Origin of the sequence: Streptomyces sp. NPDC041068 (genome assembly GCF_040647455.1) — a bacterium.
Lineage (GTDB): Bacteria > Actinomycetota > Actinomycetes > Streptomycetales > Streptomycetaceae > Streptomyces.
In genome coordinates this window covers 546,503-564,314 of sequence record NZ_JBEZCG010000004.1, presented here as the reverse complement: position 1 = coordinate 564,314, position 17,812 = coordinate 546,503, and the positions used below count along the sequence as shown (strand labels likewise).

The following is a 17,812-nucleotide window of genomic DNA, read 5'->3' as shown; positions in this document are numbered from 1 at the left end:
GGCTCCGCACCGTACGGACGGAGTCTGAGAGCCGTCTTAACGCGCGTCGCGTGCGTCCCGCGCCGCCCGCCACTCCGGGGCGAGGACGGCCCAGACCTCCATGTCGTGCCGCGTCCCCTGCCAGGGGAAACTCTCCCGCAGCACGGCGTCCCTGGTGAATCCGAGCCGCTTGGCCGCCGCCTTGCTGCGCTCGTTCAGAGAGGAGACAACCCACTCCACGCGGTGCATGCCGCGCTGGTCCACGGCCCAGTCGACGAGGATGCGCGAGGCCTTGTTCACCAGGCCGCGCCCGGCGGCCGACGGCTCCAGCCAGACGCCGAGCTCGCATCCTTCGACCCTGGTGTCGAAGATCCGGAAGAGGACGCCGCCGACGAGCTTGTCGTCCAGCCAGATGCCGTAGAAGCGCCCGGTGTCGGACGCCTGCTTGTCGGCGTACGTCTGGAGGTGCGCCCGTGCGGAGTCCAGGTCCGTCACGGTCGCGGTGAAGGGCACCCACGGCCCCGCGTACTCCCGCGCCCGCTCGACGTGCTCCAGGAACTCCTGCGCCTGCCACGGCTCCAATGGCCGCAGCTCAGCGCCCTCGCCCAGCGATATCGCGAACATCCTGCTCCTTCAGCCCGCCTGGGACGTCTTCATGTACGTCCCGCTGTCCCGGGATCTTCGCACGGTCGCCGCGCGCGTTCGAACGACATTCGGGCGGCTCGATGCTGATGCGCGGCAGGAGGCGGTCCAGGCGGCGCGGCAGCCACCAGTTGGCGCCGCCCAGCATGTGCATGAGCGCCGGTACGAGCAGGGTGCGCAGGACGAACGCGTCGAGCGCGACGGCCGCCGCGAGCGCGATGCCGAACATCGCGATGACCCGGTCGCCGCTGAGGACGAAGGCGAGGAAGACCGAAATCATGATCACGGCCGCGGAGTTGATCACGCGGCTCGTCTCGGCGAGGCCGACGCGGACGGCCCGCCGGTTGTCGCCGGTCTCCAGCCACTCCTCGTACATCCGGCTGACCAGAAAGACCTGGTAGTCCATGGAGAGCCCGAAGAGGACCGAGACCATGATCACCGGCAGGAAGGGCTCGATCGGCCCCGCCCTGCCGAGCCCGAGCAGCTCGCTCCCCCAGCCCCACTGGAAGATCGCGACGACGATCCCGAAGGCGGAGGCGACGGCGGCGACGTTCATCGCGGCGGCCTTGAGCGGTATGCCGATCGAGCGGAAGGCCAGGAGCAGCAGGACGCAGCCGAGCCCGATGACCACGCCCACGAAGAGCGGCAGCTTGCCGACGATGATCTCCGCAAAGTCGTCGTAGCTCGCGGTGACGCCGCCGACCTGGACGTCCAGGGAGCTGTCCGCCTCGGCCTTCGGCAGGACGTCGCCGCGCAGCCGGTCGACGAGTTCGCTGGTCGCCTCGGACTGCGGGGCCGAGTCGGGGACGACCGTGAGGAAGGCGGTGCGGCCGCTCTCGTCGTACGTCACCGGGCTCACGGAGGCGACGCCCTCGGTCGACTTCAGCGTGCCGGCGAGGTCGTCGAGGGCGGTGTGGTCGCCCGCGCCGTAGACCTCGCTGACCAGGGTGAGGGGGCCGTTGACGCCCGGCCCGAAGCCGTCGCCCAGGAGGTCGTACGCCTGCCGCGTCGTGCTGGACGCCGGGTTGTTGCCCTGGTCGGAGGTGCCCAGGTGCAGGGCGAAGGTGGGCAGCGCGAGCACGGCCATGACGAGGACCGCGATGCCGCCGAGCAGCTTGGGGTGGCGCTCCACGAAGGCGGCCCAGCGGGCGGCGAGCCCGGTCGGCACCTCCGGTTCGGGCCCGTGCTCGGCGAGCCTTCGGCGCTCGCGGCGGCCGAGCGCGCGCGACCCGATCCAGGAGAGCAGCGCGGGCAGCAGGGTCACGGACGCGGCGACGGTGAAGGCGACGGTCAGCGAGGCGGCGATGGCGACGCCGCCCAGGAAACTGAGCCGCAGGATGAGCATCCCGAGCAGGGCGATGCAGACGGTGGCGCCCGCGAAGACGACGGCGCGCCCGGTGGTGGCGACGGCGCGCTCGGCGGCGACGGCCACGGACAGGCCGCGTTTGAGGCCCCTTCTGTGCCGGGTCACGATGAACAGGGCGTAATCGATGCCGACGCCGAGGCCGATCAGGGTGCCGAGCATCGGCGCGAAGTCGGCGACGGTCATCACGTGGCCGAGCAGCACGATGCCCGCGTACGCGGTGCCGACCGACACCAGCGCGGTGGCGATGGGCAGGGCGGACGCGGCGAGCGAGCCGAAGGCGAGGAAGAGCACGACGGCGGCGACGGCGACCCCGACGATCTCGGCGACCTCGGCGCTCTTGGACTCGGTGAGGCCGATGGCGGTGCCGCCGAGCTCGACCTGGAGGTCGGTGGACTCGGCGGCCTTGGCGGTGTCGACCACGGCCTGTGCGTCCGCCTCGGCGATGTCGTCGGCCTGCTCGTGGAAGGTGACGGTGGCGTAGGCCGTGCGGCCGTCCGCGCTGACCTGGCCCGCGCCCTTGGCGTCGTACGGACTGGTCACGGAGGCGACGGCCGGCATCTCGGCGATCTTGTCGAGGGCGTCGGTCATCGTCTGTTCGACGTCGGCCGCGCGGACGGAGGTGCCGGACCCGGTGTGCCAGACGACGGTGTCGCTGTCACCGCCGAGGCCATGGAAGCCCTCGTTCAGGAGCTGGGTCGCGCGACCGGACTCGGTGCCGGGGACCTCGTAGTCGTTCGAGTACGCGGATCCCGCGACGGCGGCCGCGGTGGTGGCGCCGCCGAGCGCGACGAGCCAGAGCAGGACGGCGAGGAGGCGGTGCCTGACGCACCACCGTGCGAGTGCTGCCACGGGCTGGCTCCCTGGATGGTTCGTGGATCTTTACCGGGAACAGCCGTGATGCGACGAACAGCCCGCAAAGAACGCATGAGTGGCGACTTAAGGGGTGACTTGAGCGCCGCAGACACCTTGACAGCCCTTGGAGATCCTTAGTCCCTTTCGTGGCCTTACTCACAAGGGCACAAGGAGTGTGCCGGGGCCGCACAAGTGGTGCGCGGAGGACCTTGGGGAACCTCCGCGCACCCGCGCGCGCCGGGCGTCAGCCCGAGACGCTCGCGCGCCCGTTCTCGATGTGGCCCATGAGCCGACGACGGAAGGCGGCGTCCCGGTCGGCGGTGACCTCGACGTCGTACCAGCCGTGCTCGTCGGCGGTGTACCAGGCGACGGTGCGGCTGCTGCCGCCCTTGACGCGGACAGTCCGGGTCCGCCGCCCGATGTCCGCTTCATCCACATATCCGAGCGGCTTGACCGTGAAGACGAGCTCGCCGCGGCCGCGGTTGGCCAGTGTGAGGTGGATCTCACGACGGGTGATCGCGGAGGAGAGCCGCGCGCCGCCGCCCTGTCCGCCGTTGCCACCCCTTCCACCCTGTCCGCCCTTGCCGTCCGCGCCCTCCTTGGCGCCCGCGAACTCGCGCCGGAAGCCGTTCGGCCCCGTGACGGTGAAGGCGTACGTGTCCCCCGGCACCGGCACGGTCCAGGAGCCCTTGCGCGTGACGTCCTGGTGCTGCGGGACCGTGAACTCGCCGGCGTACGGATAGAGCGCGAAGTGCGCGCTGGAGCTGCCACCGTTGCGCAGCCGCACCGTGAGCGCGCCGTCCTCGCCGGGCCGCACGTCCGCGTCGGGCTGGTACGGCAGCGGACGGGCGCGGCGGGTGCCGGGCTCCTGGACCGGCATGGTCTGGTTCAGGGGCGGCTGCGGGGACCAGCGGCCGCTGAACTCCGGGATGGCGCCCGGCCGTTCGACGTCGGGCTGCCGGTGACCGCGGTGGAAGTCGAAGGCGCCGGTGAGGTCGCCGGTGACCTTGCGGCGCCAGGCGCTGATGTTGGGCTCCCGCACGCCGGTCCACTTCTCCAGGAAGCGCACCACGGAGGTGTGGTCGAAGACTTCGGAGCAGACGTAGCCGCCGACGGTCCACGGCGAGACGACGAGCATCGGCACGCGCGCGCCGAGCCCGGTCGGCTTCCCCTCCCAGCGCTCCGCCTTCTCCTCCTCCGAGTCGCCGCCGGGCACGGGCGGCGGCACGTGGTCGAAGAAGCCGTCGTTCTCGTCGTAGTTGATGAAGACGGCGGTGCGCCGCCACACCTCGGGGTGCGAGGCGAGCGCGTCGAGGACCTTGTAGACGATGGTCGCGCTGTGGATGGGCGAGGAGACGCTGGGGTGCTCGGAGTCCAGGGCGGAGGGGACCAGGTAGGACACCTTCGAGAGCTTGCCGGCGGCGACGTCGGCGGCGAACGTCTCGGCGAGCTTCCCGGTCGGCACGCGCCGCAGACCGCGCTCGAAGAGGGAGCGCTCGCGCCTGGTCAGCGTGGCGACGCCCGCGTCCAGGGCGGCGAGCAGCTTCGTGCGCTCGGCTTCGTCCCTGGCGTCGCGCACCTTGGCGTAGAAGGCCTCCATGAAGGTGAGGCCGGTCTTGGCGAGGACCTTCTTGGCAATGGCCTTGAAGGTGGTGAAGAACTCGATCTGGTTGTCGGTGAAGTTCTCCCACTCCGTGTACGTCTGCCAGCTCACGCCCGCCTTCTCCAGGCGCTCGGCGTACGTGCCCCAGTCGTAGCCGGGGTGCGTGCCCTCGTCGTAGGCGTCGTTGCCGACGGCCCGCTTGCCGTTCGCCTCGTACCCCGTCCTGCCGCTCCACAGGTGGTTGCGGTTGGGGCTGGTGGAGGTGTGGATGGAGGAGTGGTAGGCGTCGCAGACGGTGAACGTGTCGGCGAGTTCGTAGTGCAGCGGGATGTCCTCGCGCGTGTAGTACGCCATGGTGGCCGCCGTCTTGGCGGTGATCCAGCCGTCCATCCAGCCGTCGTGCCAGGCCTTGGCGCCGCCGCTCCAGGAGTGGTCGAGCGCGCCGATGTACTGGAGGTCCTTCTTCTGCGCCTCTGCGGCCTGCCGGACCGGGAAGGGCAGGACGGTGCGCAGGGCGGCGGGCTGCTCGAACACCGACTTCCCGCCGGGCAGTCGGATGGCGTTGCGGTCGCCGAAGCCGCGCACGCCCCGCAGGGAACCGAAGTAGTGGTCGAAGGAGCGGTTCTCCTGCATCAGGATCACGACGTGCTCGATCGAGTCGAGGCCGCCGTACTTCGGCTGCCCCTTCGCCAGCGCCTCCTGCAGCGAGGGCGGCAGGAAGGAACCGACGGCGGCGGCGCCGATGGCGCCGCCGCCGATCGCCATCAGGCGTCTGCGCGAAATCTCCTGAGTCACGTACGACCTCCCAGTGCTCCTGGCCGACATCCAATGGTTCTCTGATGATCCATTGACCTGTTCGGCGGGGACGCTAGTGACGTCCGGTTTCGCTGTGAAGACCGTGGAACGAAGTCGCGGTGAACGTCCAAAAGGTGCCGGTCTCCGAAGTGTTGACGGGGGCGCCCGCGGAAGAGCCCCCGCGGGGCCCGCCGCCACCCGTGCCCGGAGCGCGACCAGTTCTCGGCCGATCCCCGCCCAGCCCTTGCGCTTTCATTGACCGGGGTGACCGCCGACGGCACAGTGATCCCCCGTCAACTCCTGTTGCTTGGGGGGAACTTGAACAGTGCAGGGCACTTCATCGGACCGGACGCGGCGCCGGACAGATACCGGCTCCTGAACTCCATCGGGCGGGGCGGCGAGGCAGTCCTCTACCGCGCGGAGCTCCAGCTCGACGGGGCGCCGGAGACCGTCGTCGTCAAGATCCTCGACTCCTCGGACGCACCGCTGACGCCGGACCAGTTCGAGCGCCTGAGCGCCAAGTGGAACGAGCAGGCGGAGCTCCTTCGCTTCGTGGGCCGCCCCGGGGTCGTCGGGGTGCGCGAGCACTTCGAGGGGCCGCCGATCCACCCGCCGGGCCAGGCGGCCGCCACACCGGGACGGCGCGCTCTCGTCCTCGTCATGAACCACGTCGACGGGCTCTCCCTGCGCGACTGGCGCGACGAACGCACGCTCACCACGCACCGGGAGCGGCGCGAGGTGGGCAACGCCCTGGAGCAGCTCGCCGACGTCCTCGACTGGCTGCACTCCGGCCACGCCACACCGTCCGGACGGCCCGTCGTCCACGGAGACCTCTCGCCCGGCAACGTCATGGTGGACGCGCACGGCCAGGCCACGCTCGTGGACTTCGGCCTGAGCAAGCTGTCCGCCGACCACAGCACGTCGGACATCTGGTTCACGCCCGGCTACGCGGCCCCCGAGGTCTTCGAGGGCAGACGCACCCCGAACACCGACCGGTACGCCTTCGGGGCGATCGCCTACTACCTCCTGAGCAGGCAGCAGCCGCCGAGCACGCCGGAGCAACTGCGGGCCGCGCTCGGGGCGTTGCCGCAGGTGTCGTCCCTCTCGCAGGACCGCAGGCAGCGGGTGCTCGCGGCCTGCGCGACGGAGCCCGGGCAGCGGCCGGAGAGCCTGCGGGCGTGGGTGAGGGACATCCGGGATGTGGTGGTGTCGACGACGGGCCCGGAGCCGGTGCCGCCAGGACTTCCCGTGCCCCCGCCCCTGGCCCCGCCCGCAACGCCGCCCGTGACGCCGACGCCGCCGAAGCCCGCGGTGGAGCCGACGCCGGACGTCACGACGTGGAGCGCGCCCCTGAAGCCCCCGCCCGCGGCGCCACCGACGCCCGCCCCGGCTCCTGCCCCGACTCCATGCCCAGCCCCAGCCCATGCCCCTGCCTCGACTCCGCCGAAGGCGACGCCCACCCCGGCGCCGGCTCCGCCCGAAGCCCGGGGGCCCGAGCCCGAGGACGCCGTCCCCAAGCGCTTCGTCCCGGAAGGGCCCCGTGTGACGCCGCTGTTCACGCCCCCGAGAAGGCGCCGCCGCGTCCTGGTCCCCGCCCTCGTGGTGATCATCGCGGCCCTGCTCGGCGTGGTCGGCGTCCAGGCCCTCACGGGCGACGACTCCGCGGAGGCCAAGAAGCCCGAGGTGACGGCGGAGCCGACCGAGACGGAGCCGACACCCTCCGAGAGCGAGGAGGACCCGTCCGCCGACGAAGAGGACCCGTCCGCCGAGGAGAGCGCGAGTGAATCGGCTGACCCGGGCGACGTGGCGGCCGCGGACACGGCGTCCCTGACCGGGTTCAGCTCGGTCGACGGCGACGACACCATCGAGGTCAAGGCGGCGCCGGTCGACAGCATCGAGTACGACGACGCCCTGGTCGCGGACAGCGGCTGCGGTGGCTACGTCGAGTACAACCTCGACCGGGCGTGGTCGAAGCTGGACCTGGTCGCGGGCGTCGACGACAACTCGGCCCAGTACTCCGCACGTCTGGACATCAAGGTCGACGGCAAGGCGCTCCACGGCGGCAAGGTCAGCCTCGGTGAGCCGAAGAAGCTGTCCCTGGACGTCAAGAACGGCCTGCGCCTGTCCATCAGTTACAACGACCCGGCCGACGACTGCAGCATGGGCACCCTCGTCCTCGGCGACCCCACCCTCAAGAAATAGGCCCGGCCCCGAGAACAGCGGCCCGAAACGCGACGGGGCGCCGCTCCCTCAGGAACGGCGCCCACATCCACGTACAGCCGGGGGCTAGCCCTCGCTGACGCCCAGCTTCTGGAGGATCAGCTCCTTGACGCGGGCCGCGTCCGCCTGGCCGCGCGTGGCCTTCATGACCGCGCCGACCAGCGCGCCCGCCGCCGCGACCTTTCCGCCGCGGATCTTGTCCGCGACGCCGGGGTTGCCGGCGATGGCCTCGTCGACGGCGGCCGTCAGCGCGCCCTCGTCCGAGACGACCTTCAGGCCGCGCTTCTCGACGACCTCGTCCGGCGTGCCCTCGCCCTTCAGGACGCCCTCGATGACCTGGCGGGCCAGCTTGTCGTTGAGGTCACCGGCGGACACGAGCGCGGTCACCCGGGCGACGTGCTCCGGGGTGATCGGGAGCGAACCGAGCTCCACGCCCTGCTCGTTGGCGTTCCTCGCCAGCTCACCCATCCACCACTTGCGGGCCGAAGCGGCGTCCGCGCCGGCGTTGATGGTGGCGACGATCGGGCCGATGGCGTCGGCGTTGAGGATCGACTGCATGTCGTGCTCGGAGATGCCCCACTCCTCGCGGAGGCGGTTGCGGCGCACCCGCGGCAGCTCCGGGAGTCCGGCGCGCAGCTCCTCGACCCACTCGCGGGACGGCGCGACCGGCACCAGGTCCGGCTCCGGGAAGTAGCGGTAATCCTCCGCCTCTTCCTTCACACGGCCCGAGGTCGTGGAGCCGTCGTCCTCGTGGAAGTGACGGGTCTCCTGGATGATCGTGCCGCCCGAGGACAGCACGGCCGCGTGACGCTGGATCTCGAAACGCGCCGCGCGCTCCACGGAGCGCAGGGAGTTGACGTTCTTCGTCTCGCTGCGCGTGCCGAACTTCTCCTGGCCCTTGGGGCGCAGCGAGAGGTTCACGTCGCAGCGCATCTGGCCCTGCTCCATACGGGCCTCGGAGACGCCCAGCGCCTTGATGAGCTCGCGCAGCTCGGCGACGTACGCCTTGGCGACCTCGGGGGCCCGCTCGCCCGCGCCCTCGATCGGCTTGGTGACGATCTCGATGAGCGGGATGCCCGCGCGGTTGTAGTCGAGCAGGGAGTGGGACGCGCCGTGGATACGGCCCGTGGCACCGCCGACGTGCGTCGACTTGCCGGTGTCCTCCTCCATGTGGGCGCGCTCGATCTCCACGCGGAAGACCTCGCCGTCCTCCAGCTGGACGTCCAGATAGCCGTTGAAGGCGATCGGCTCGTCGTACTGCGAGGTCTGGAAGTTCTTCGGCATGTCCGGATAGAAGTAGTTCTTCCGGGCGAAGCGGCACCACTCGGCGATCTCGCAGTTGAGCGCGAGGCCGATCTTGATGGCCGACTCGACGCCGATCTCGTTCACGACCGGCAGCGCGCCGGGCAGGCCGAGGCAGGTCGGGCAGGTCTGGCTGTTCGCGTCCTGCTTCAGCGCGGTCGAGCAGCCGCAGAACATCTTGGTCTTGGTGCCGAGCTCGACATGGACCTCGAGGCCCATGACGGGGTCGTACGTCGCGAGGGCTTCCTCGTACGACACCAGGTCAGTAGTGGCAGTCACGGTGAAACTTTCCCTCTCAGCCCAGCAGGACGTCGTCGTCGCCGAGGCGCTTGAGCTCACGGAAGAGCAGCGCGACGCCGGTGGCGATGGCGGCAGCGGAGACGACGGCGTCCACGAGGCGGAGCGTGTCGTGCTCGTGGCGGGCCTTCTTGGCCTGCTTGAGCACGGAGATCGCGCCGAACGCGGTGGTGCCGATCGACAGATACGTACCGGTCTTGGACTTCTTGAAGCCCTTGGCCTTGTTCAGTGCGCTCACAGCGACGGTGCCTCCTCCAGCAGCGGGTGCCCCCACTTTTCCACGAAGGCGGCCTCGACGGCCGCGCCCACCTTGTAGAGGCGCTCGTCCTTCATGGCGGGGGCGATGATCTGCAGTCCGACGGGCAGGCCGTCCTCCGGCGCGAGGCCGCAGGGCAGCGACATGGCGGCGTTGCCCGCCAGGTTGGTCGGGATGGTGCACAGGTCGGCCAGGTACATGGCCATGGGGTCGTCGGCGCGCTCGCCGATCGGGAAGGCGGTGGTCGGCGTCGTCGGCGAGACGATGACGTCGACCTGCTCGAAGGCCTTCTCGAAGTCCTGCGTGATGAGCGTGCGGACCTTCTGGGCGGAGCCGTAGTACGCGTCGTAGTAGCCGGAGCTGAGCGCGTACGTGCCGAGCATGATGCGGCGCTTGACCTCGTCGCCGAAGCCGGCCTCGCGGGTGAGCGCGGTGACGTCCTCGGCGGACTTCGTGCCGTCGTCGCCGACGCGCAGGCCGTAGCGCATGGCGTCGAAGCGGGCGAGGTTCGAGGAGCACTCGGACGGCGCGATCAGGTAGTACGCCGACAGGCCCAGGTCGAAGGACGGGCAGTCCAGCTCGACGATCGTGGCGCCGAGCGACTTGAGCAGCTCGACGGACTCGTTGAAGCGCTGGACGACACCGGCCTGGTAGCCCTCGCCCGCGAACTGCTTCACGACGCCGACGCGCATGCCCTCGACGCTGCCGTTGCGCGCGGCCTCGACGACCGGCGGGACCGGGGCGTCGATGGACGTCGAGTCGAACTCGTCGTGGCCCGCGATGGCCTCGTGCAGCAGGGCCGCGTCGAGGACGGTGCGGGCGCAGGGGCCGCCCTGGTCCAGGGAGGAGGAGAAGGCGACCATGCCGTAGCGGGAGACGCCGCCGTACGTCGGCTTGACGCCGACCGTGCCGGTGACGGCCGCGGGCTGACGGATGGAGCCGCCGGTGTCGGTGCCGAGGGTGAGGGGGGCCTCGTACGCGGCGAGGGCCGCGGCGGAGCCGCCGCCGGAGCCGCCGGGGATGCGGGTGAGGTCCCAGGGGTTGCCTGTCGGCCCGTACGCGCTGTTCTCGGTGGAGGACCCCATGGCGAACTCGTCCATGTTGGTCTTGCCGAGGATGACGAGGTCGGCGGCCTTCAGCCGCTTGGTGACGGTCGCGTCGTACGGCGGGATCCAGCCCTCGAGGATCTTGGAGCCGACCGTGGTCGGGATGCCCTCGGTGGTGAAGATGTCCTTGAGCGCGACGGGGACGCCGGCCAGCGGGCCGAGCTTCTCCCCCTTGGCGCGCTTCTCGTCGACGGCGCGGGCCTGCGCGAGGGCGCCCTCGCGGTCGACGTACAGGAAGGCGTGGACCTTCTCGTCGACGGCCTCGATGCGGGCCAGGTGGGCCTCGGTGACCTCGACGGCGGTGAACTCGCCGGAGGCGATCCCCGACGCGATCTCGGCGGCGGTGAGCTTGGTGATGTCCGTCATGTTCTTTAGTCCTCCCCCAGGATCTGCGGCACCTTGAAACGCTGCTGCTCCTGGGCCGGGGCGCCCGAGAGCGCCTGCTCGGGGGTGAGCGACGGACGGACCTCGTCCGCGCGCATGACGTTCGTCAGCGGCAGCGGGTGCGAGGTCGGCGGTACGTCTTGGTCGGCGACCTCCGAGACGCGGGCGACCGCGCCGATGATGTCGTCGAGCTGTCCGGCGAAGTGGTCGAGCTCCTCGGCCTTCAGCTCCAGACGTGCAAGGCGGGCGAGGTGGGCGACCTCCTCGCGCGTGATGCCAGGCATGCGGCGATCCTCAGGGGTGAGTGTGTGGGTTGTGACCCCAATCCTATGGGGCGGTGCGGTGTGCCCGTTAAACGGTTTCCCCACCACCGCTCCTCAGGGGCCTCACCACCGCCCCGTGACGGCCTCGGGCCGCCCGCCGCACCACGTGTCCCGCTACTGCACCACGTGTCCCGGAGAGCGCCCCACGTCGGAGCCGTCGGCGGCTTCCGCCTCCGCCGCGACGTCCGCAGGGCGGCGCCAGCCGCGGGAGCCGCGCGCCCGCAGCCACGCGGTCGTCTCCTCGGCGGGCATCGCGGCGGCGACCAGCCAGCCCTGCACCGCGTCGCAGCCGAGGTCCCGCAGCCGCTCCCACGTCTCGTCGTCCTCGACGCCCTCGGCGACGACGAGCAGCCCGAGCGAGTGCGCGAGGTCGACGGTACAGCGGACGATCTCCGCGTCCTCGTTGTCGACGGCGAGGCGGGCCACGAAGGAGCGGTCGATCTTCAGCTCGCTGACCGGGAGGCGGCGCAGGTGGACCAGCGAGGAGTAGCCGGTGCCGAAGTCGTCGAGCGACATCTTGACGCCGTGTCCGGTGAGCCCGGCCAGGGTGTCCGCGGCACGCTGCGGGTCCTCCAGGAGGACGTGCTCGGTTATCTCCAACTGAAGCGCGCCCGCGGGGACTCCGTGCCGGGCGAGGCGCGCCGCGACCGCTCCGGCGAAGCCGGGCGTGTGGACGTCACGCGGTGAGACATTGACGGCGACGGGGACCTTCAGGCCCTGCGCCTGCCACTTGGCGACCTGGCCGAGGGCGGTCTCCAGGACGTACTCCGTCAGGTGCGGCATGAGGCCGGACGACTCGGCGATGGCGATGAACTCGTCGGGCGGCACCTTCCCGCGCTCGGGGTGCACCCAGCGCACCAGCGCCTCCAGGCCCGCGACCTTGCCGTCGAAGCGGACCTTGGGCTGGTAGTGGAGCTCGACGTCGCCCGCGTCGAGCGCCCGCCGCAGGTCCCCCAACAGGCCGAGCCGGTCAGGGGTGTTGGAGTCGCGCTTGGACTCGTACACCTCGACGCCCGTGCGGTCCCGCTTGGCCTGGTACATCGCGACGTCCGCCCGCCGCAGCAGGCCTTCCGCGTCGAGCGCGTGGTCGGGGAAGACGGCGAGGCCCGCGCTGGCCTCCAGGACGAGGGTCAGACCGTCCAGGTCGAGCGGGGAGCCGAGCGCGGCGACCAGCTGGCGGGCCACCCGAGTGGCCGACGTGGTGGAGTCGGCGATGGGGAGGAGCACGGCGAACTCGTCGCCGCCCAGGCGCGCGGCCTCCGCACCGCGCGGCAGCGCGAGCCGCAGCCGGTCCGCTATCTGGAGCAGCAGCCGGTCGCCCGCGAGGTGGCCGAGGGTGTCGTTGACCGACCGGAAGCGGTCCATGTCGATCAGCATCAGGGCGGACCGTGCCCCGATGCGCTCGGCGTCGTCGAGGGCCGTCCAGGTCCGCTCCAGGAGCCACTGCCGGTTGGGCAGTCCGGTGAGCGGGTCGCGCAGCTGCTCCTCCGCCCTGGCGCGGGCGATCCACAGCGTGGAGTCGAGCGCGACCAGCGGGATCGCGAAGAGCGGCAGCAGGATCGGCAGGGAGATCGCGACCACGCAGATCAGCGGGGCGATGCCGAGCAGCGCGATGCCGAGGAGGCCCTGTCTGACCAGGGCGGTGCGGGTGACCGTCGGCAGGGCTCCGGTGCGGGGCGCATGGACGTACCAGAGCAGGATGCGGGTGACGGCGAGGTAGGCGACGGCGACCAGGGCCACTTCGGGCGCGGTGTACAGATCCCAGGTCTCGGGCAGCCAGGGCGACTCGGCGCTCGGGGCGGTGCCGAAGGCGGCCAGGGTGAGCGCGCCCGCGCCGATGCCGAGGATGTCGACCGCGCCGTGCAGCACTCCCTGGCGCCAGCGGTGTCTGCGGGCGACGCCGACCAGGACGACGGTGGTGAGGCTGACCATGCCGGCGGGCACCCAGCCGTAGAGCAGGAGGACGGCGACGGTCAACGCGCCGCCTGAGCCCGTGCCGCCCCACCAGCGGTCGCGGCCGAGGGCGACCAGATGGCCGACGATGAGGCCGGTGAGGACCGCGAGGGACCAGCCGGCCGCGCCGGCGGGGAACAGCGCGTGTCTGCCCGTGAAGGCCTGGAAGAAGCCCGTGCCGAGCAGGACCGCGGCCGCCGCGACGACCGCGAAGGGCAGCAGCGGCCAGGGGGCGCGGTTGTCGTGCGGGACGGTGCCGCCCGCGCCCGCCAGTGCGGCGGTGTTGTCGGCGCCGGCTCCCGCGGGGGCGCTCCAGGCGCGCTCGCGGGGTTCGACGGCGGTGCTCAGCGCGGCGGATCCGGAGGCCTGTGCGGGTCCGCCCGCCGGGCCGGGGTCGGTGGTCGTCGCTGCCCGGCGGCCGCGCAGCCAGACGCTCGGCGCACGCCACAGGCGCGCGCGCAGCCGTGAGTCCGGGGCGACGCTCTCGGTCGGTTCCATTCCCGTCCCTCTCACAGCCGGCGGTGCCCACGCCATACGGACTCGGCCCGGAGTCGGCCGTGTCCGAACAACCGTCCCCGAACTCTTCACGAGCCAGGGGACGCCGTACTCCCGAACTCGCGCCGAGTAGGGGATGCCCCCTTTCCAAGCTCTTGATGAGCAGGAGATACCCCGTTCGCAGCGGGGCACGGCAGGCGCACACCTCAACAGTAGGCCGCAGAAGGCTTCCACGGGCAGCGGTCGACTACGGTTGCCCGAATGCGACCCGGCCACCCGTATGCATCTGGTATGCGCTGAACGGGTGGCCTTCAACCGCTACTCCTCGGTCGGAAGCGCGACTTCCTTCGCCGCGTCCGGTCCTTGTTCGAGCAGCACAGCGAACCCTTCCTCGTTGAGAACCGGAACCTTCAGCTGCATGGCCTTGTCGTACTTCGATCCGGGGTTGTCGCCCACGACGACGAATGCCGTCTTCTTGGAAACGGAACCCGTCACTTTGGCTCCCCGGCTCTGCAGGGCCTCTTTCGCGCCATCCCGGGTGTGGTGCTCAAGGGTTCCGGTGACCACGACGGTGAGGCCTTCGAGGGGGCGCGGGCCCTCGTCCTCGCCGCTCGCCTCCTCCTCCATCCGCACCCCGGCAGCCCGCCACTTGCGCAGGATCTCCCGGTGCCACTCCTCGGCGAACCACTGTTTGAGGGAGGCCGCGATGGTGGGGCCGACACCCTCCACGACGGCCAGCTCCTCCTCGGTGGCCTGATCGATGCGGTCGATGGAGCGGAACTCGCGGGCCAGCGCCTCGGCGGCCACCGGGCCGACGTGCCGGATCGAGAGGCCCGTGAGGACGCGGGCGAGCGGGCGCTCCTTGGCCGCGGCGATGTTCTCCAGCATGGCGAGGGAGTTCTTCTTCGCCTCGCCCTTCTGGTTGGCGAAGAAGGTGACCACCTTCTCCTCGCCGGTCTTGGGGTCGCGCTTGGGCAGGCCGGAGTCCTGGTCGAGGACGTACGACTTGATGGGGAGCAGTTCCTCGATCTTCAGGTCGAAGATGTCGCCCTCGTCGAGGATCGGCGGCTGTGCGGGCTCCAGGGGCTTGGTGAGCGCGGCCGCGGCGACGTACCCGAAGTTCTCGATGTCCAGGCTCTTGCGGCCCGCGAGGTAGAAGAGACGTTCACGCAACTGGGCGGGGCAGGACTGGGCGTTGGGGCAGCGGAGGTCGATGTCGCCCTCCTTCATGGGCCGCAGCGCGGTGCCGCACTCGGGGCACTCGGCGGGCATCACGAACTCCCGCTCGCTGCCGTCCCGCAGGTCCACGACGGGGCCGAGGATCTCCGGGATGACGTCACCCGCCTTGCGGATCACGACCGTGTCGCCGATGAAGACGCCCTTCTTCTTCACCACGTCCTGGTTGTGCAGGGTCGCGAACTCGACCTCGGAGCCCGCGACGGTGACGGGCTCCACCTGGGCGTACGGAGTGACGCGGCCCGTGCGGCCCACGCCCACGCGGATGTTGATCAGCTTGGTGTTGACCTCTTCGGGCGGGTACTTCCACGCGATCGCCCAGCGCGGGGCGCGCGAGGTGGAGCCGAGGCGGCCCTGCAGCGGGATCTCGTCGAGCTTGACGACGACGCCGTCGATCTCGTGCTCCACGGAGTGTCGGTTCTCTCCGAAGTACGCGATGAAGTCCCGCACGCCCTGGAGGTCGTCGACGACCTTGTTGTGCTGGGCGGTGGGCAGGCCCCACTCGTGCAGCAGCTCATAGGCGTGGCTGAGGCAGTCGATGTCGAAGCCCTCACGGGCGCCGATGCCGTGCACGACCATGTGGAGCGGGCGGGTCGCGGTGATGCGCGGGTCCTTCTGGCGCAGCGAACCCGCCGCGGCGTTGCGGGGGTTGGCGAAGGGCTTGTCGCCCGCCTCCACCAGGCGGGCGTTGAGCTCCTCGAACTTCTCCATCGGGAAGAAGACCTCGCCGCGGATCTCGACGAGAGCGGGGATGCGGTCGCCCTTGAGGCGGTCGGGGATGTCCGTGATCGTGCGGACGTTCGGCGTGATGTCCTCGCCGGTGCGGCCGTCGCCGCGGGTGGCGGCGCGGGTCAGCTTCCCGTCCTCGTACGTGAGGTTGACCGCGAGGCCGTCGACCTTCAGTTCGCACAGGAAGTGGTAGCCCGGGGAGCCGACGTCCTTGGCGACGCGGTCGGCCCAGGCCGCCAGCTCCTCGTCGTCGAAGGCGTTGTCGAGGGAGAGCATGCGCTCGCGGTGCTCGACCGCGGTGAACTCCGTCTCGTACGAACCGGCGACCTTCTGAGTGGGCGAATCCGGGGTGCGCAGCTCCGGATGCTTCTCCTCCAGGGCTTCGAGGGAACGCAGGAGCTTGTCGAACTCGGCGTCGCTGACGACCGGTTGGTCCTTCACGTAGTACCGGAAGCGGTGCTCCTCGATCTGTTCGGCCAGCTGGGCATGGTGATCCCGTGCCTCGGCGGGCACATTGCCTTGCTGTTCGACAGCCACCGTTTCGTCCTCCCGTTACGTCATACCCAATTACTCAGGGTTGTCTGCGAGCGATCTCGCCGCCCGGACGCAGTGGGCGAGCACCTCGCGCGCATACGCGGGAGACGCTCCCGCGAGTCCGCACGACGGAGTGAGAACGACCGACTCCGCGAGTGATCCCGGATTCAGTCCCAGCCTGCGCCACAGCGACCTGACACCCATGACGCTACCGGCAGGGTCTGACAATCGGCCGTCCACGCCGGGCACGACACCGGCGAAGAGCTTCGTGCCCCCCTCGACCGCTTCACCGATCGCCTCGTCGTCACGCTCGGTGAGGAGCGAGAAGTCGAACGAGATCGCGTCGGCGCCGGCGCGGCGCAGCAGCGCGAACGGCACGTCGGGCGCGCAGGAGTGCACGGCCGTGGGTCCGTCGTGGACGCCGAGGACGTCCCGCAGCGTGCTCTCCACGAGCTGGCGGTCCACGGCGCGGTGCGTGCGGTACTCGCTGGCCGTCTTGATCTGTCCGCGCAGCACGGCGATGAGCGAGGGCTCGTCGAGCTGCAGGACCACCTGGGCGCCGGGCACCCTGCGGCGTACGTCCGCGAGATGCGTACGCAGCCCTTCGGCGAGCGATCCCGCGAGGTCGCGACAGGCGCCGGGGTCGGAGAGGGCGGCCTCGCCGTTCCTGAGCTCCAGGGCGGCCGCGAGCGTCCAGGGGCCGACGGCCTGGACCTTGAGCGGACCCTCGTACCCCTGGGTGAACTCCTCAAGAGCGTCGAGGTCTTCGCCGAGCCAGGCCTTCGCGCGCCTGGTGTCGCGCCCTGGGCGGTCGCCGATGCGCCAGCCGCTGGGCTCCACGCGCGCGTAGAGGTCGACGAGCAGCCCAGCGGTGCGGCCGATCATGTCGGCGCCGGGTCCGCGCGCGGGAAGTTCGGCGAGGTACGGGATGCCCTGCTCGGGCCCCTCGAAGCTGCCGGTGACGGTCTTGGCGGCCTCGCGGGCGTCGCCGCCCGGCATGGACCCGACGCCGGTCGCCGGGCCCCAACGGAAGTCGCTCATCGTCCCGGCCGCACCGTCAGGTCGTTGACCTCCGCGTCGCGCGGCAGGTCCAGGGCCATGACGATCGTCGTGGCGACGGACTCGGGGTCGATCCAGCGGGAGGGGTCGTACTCCTTGCCCTCCTGCTGGTGGACCTTGACCTGCATGGCGCTCGCCGTGCGGCCCGGGTAGACGGAGGTGACGCGGACGCCGCCCGCGTGCTCCTCGTGGCGCAGCGAGTCGGCGAGGGCCTTCAGGCCGTGCTTGGAGGCGGCGTACGCGGACCATTCGGGGCTCGCCTTGAGACCGGCGCCGGAGTTGACGAAGACCACGTGCCCCTGGGCGAGCCGCAGTTGGGGCAGGAAGTGGCGGGTCAGCTCGGCGGGGGCGATCAGGTTGACGTTGAGCTGGTGGCGCCAGGTCTTGGGGGTGAGCTCGCCGACCGGGCCGAGGTCGACGACGCCCGCGATGTGGAGGAGGGAGTCCACGCGCGGGGGCAGCGACTGGTGGCCGAAGGCCCAGGACAGCTTGTCGGGGTCGGAGAGGTCGCCGACGAGCGTGCTCGCGCCGGGGAACTGGGCGGCGAGCTCCTTGGCGCGGCCCGCGTCGCGCGCGTGCAGGACGAGGTCGTCGCCGCGTGCGTGGAGGCGGCGGGCGACGGCCGCGCCGATGCCGGAGCCCGCCCCGGTGATCACATGTGTTGCCATACCCGCCATGCTC

Annotated in this window: 12 protein-coding genes; 1 reads left to right on the top strand and 11 read right to left on the bottom strand. The window is 71.1% G+C overall.

Translation table 11 applies throughout. The features are described 5' to 3' along the window. Positions 1-36: 36 nt before the first annotated feature. The 3 genes from AB0B50_RS12400 to AB0B50_RS12390 all read right to left on the bottom strand — a co-directional run bounded on the left by AB0B50_RS12400 (position 37) and on the right by AB0B50_RS12390 (position 5,237). A complete protein-coding gene (locus AB0B50_RS12400; protein ID WP_362329110.1) occupies positions 37-603 on the bottom strand; it encodes a GNAT family protein in 567 nt (188 codons plus the stop codon). Next, positions 572-2,836 (bottom strand): MMPL family transporter, encoded by a 2,265-nt coding sequence (locus tag AB0B50_RS12395; RefSeq protein ID WP_362329108.1) that lies wholly within the window; start codon positions 2,834-2,836, stop codon positions 572-574. Before AB0B50_RS12395 ends, AB0B50_RS12400 begins: the two co-directional genes overlap by 32 nt. A gap of 247 nt (positions 2,837-3,083) precedes the next feature. After that, positions 3,084-5,237 carry a phosphocholine-specific phospholipase C gene (locus AB0B50_RS12390; protein WP_362329106.1) on the bottom strand — a complete coding sequence of 718 codons (2,154 nt, stop codon included), beginning with the start codon at positions 5,235-5,237 and terminating at the stop codon, positions 3,084-3,086. Between the two features lie 318 nt (positions 5,238-5,555). On the opposite strand from AB0B50_RS12390, the gene AB0B50_RS12385 reads away from it, so the two are divergent. Next, positions 5,556-7,439, top strand: a complete 1,884-nt coding sequence (locus AB0B50_RS12385; protein ID WP_362329104.1) for a protein kinase — start codon at positions 5,556-5,558, stop codon at positions 7,437-7,439. Between the two features lie 84 nt (positions 7,440-7,523). On the opposite strand, the gene gatB is transcribed toward AB0B50_RS12385, so the two are convergent. From gatB to AB0B50_RS12345, 8 genes are all read right to left on the bottom strand, one after another. Beyond that, positions 7,524-9,038 (bottom strand): Asp-tRNA(Asn)/Glu-tRNA(Gln) amidotransferase subunit GatB, encoded by a 1,515-nt coding sequence (gene gatB / locus AB0B50_RS12380; protein ID WP_362329102.1) that lies wholly within the window; start codon positions 9,036-9,038, stop codon positions 7,524-7,526. 16 nt (positions 9,039-9,054) lie between these two features. After that, positions 9,055-9,294, bottom strand: a complete 240-nt coding sequence (locus AB0B50_RS12375; protein WP_362329100.1) for a hypothetical protein — start codon at positions 9,292-9,294, stop codon at positions 9,055-9,057. Next, complete coding sequence (gene gatA, locus AB0B50_RS12370; protein ID WP_362329098.1) at positions 9,291-10,784, bottom strand: Asp-tRNA(Asn)/Glu-tRNA(Gln) amidotransferase subunit GatA; 1,494 nt, start codon at positions 10,782-10,784, stop codon at positions 9,291-9,293. Before gatA ends, AB0B50_RS12375 begins: the two co-directional genes overlap by 4 nt. 5 nt (positions 10,785-10,789) lie before the next feature. Next, positions 10,790-11,086 (bottom strand): Asp-tRNA(Asn)/Glu-tRNA(Gln) amidotransferase subunit GatC, encoded by a 297-nt coding sequence (gatC, locus tag AB0B50_RS12365; RefSeq protein WP_010984178.1) that lies wholly within the window; start codon positions 11,084-11,086, stop codon positions 10,790-10,792. Between the two features lie 153 nt (positions 11,087-11,239). Continuing rightward, positions 11,240-13,576, bottom strand: coding sequence for a bifunctional diguanylate cyclase/phosphodiesterase (locus AB0B50_RS12360; RefSeq protein WP_362329096.1), 2,337 nt, complete (start codon positions 13,574-13,576; stop codon positions 11,240-11,242). A 315-nt stretch (positions 13,577-13,891) separates the two neighbouring features. Further along, complete coding sequence (gene ligA, locus AB0B50_RS12355) at positions 13,892-16,075, bottom strand: NAD-dependent DNA ligase LigA (protein ID WP_362329094.1); 2,184 nt, start codon at positions 16,073-16,075, stop codon at positions 13,892-13,894. Positions 16,076-16,105: 30 nt separating this feature from the next. Further along, on the bottom strand, positions 16,106-17,113 hold the full coding sequence (locus tag AB0B50_RS12350; RefSeq protein ID WP_362329092.1) for a methionine synthase: 1,008 nt from the start codon (positions 17,111-17,113) through the stop codon (positions 16,106-16,108). Next, complete coding sequence (locus AB0B50_RS12345; RefSeq protein WP_362329091.1) at positions 17,110-17,808, bottom strand: SDR family oxidoreductase; 699 nt, start codon at positions 17,806-17,808, stop codon at positions 17,110-17,112. The genes AB0B50_RS12350 and AB0B50_RS12345 overlap by 4 nt, the downstream gene beginning before the upstream one ends. Positions 17,809-17,812 lie beyond the last annotated feature (4 nt).

What these genes read in the sequence shown, in the direction of transcription:
- AB0B50_RS12400 (WP_362329110.1), bottom strand. Translation starts at nt 603, where the DNA reads ATGTTCGCGATATCGCTGGGCGAGGGCGCTGAGCTGCGGCCATTGGAG.
- gatA (WP_362329098.1), bottom strand. Translation starts at nt 10,784, where the DNA reads ATGACGGACATCACCAAGCTCACCGCCGCCGAGATCGCGTCGGGGATC.
- gatC (WP_010984178.1), bottom strand. Translation starts at nt 11,086, where the DNA reads ATGCCTGGCATCACGCGCGAGGAGGTCGCCCACCTCGCCCGCCTTGCA.
- AB0B50_RS12360 (WP_362329096.1), bottom strand. Translation starts at nt 13,576, where the DNA reads ATGGAACCGACCGAGAGCGTCGCCCCGGACTCACGGCTGCGCGCGCGC.
- AB0B50_RS12350 (WP_362329092.1), bottom strand. Translation starts at nt 17,113, where the DNA reads ATGAGCGACTTCCGTTGGGGCCCGGCGACCGGCGTCGGGTCCATGCCG.
- AB0B50_RS12345 (WP_362329091.1), bottom strand. Translation starts at nt 17,808, where the DNA reads ATGGCGGGTATGGCAACACATGTGATCACCGGGGCGGGCTCCGGCATC.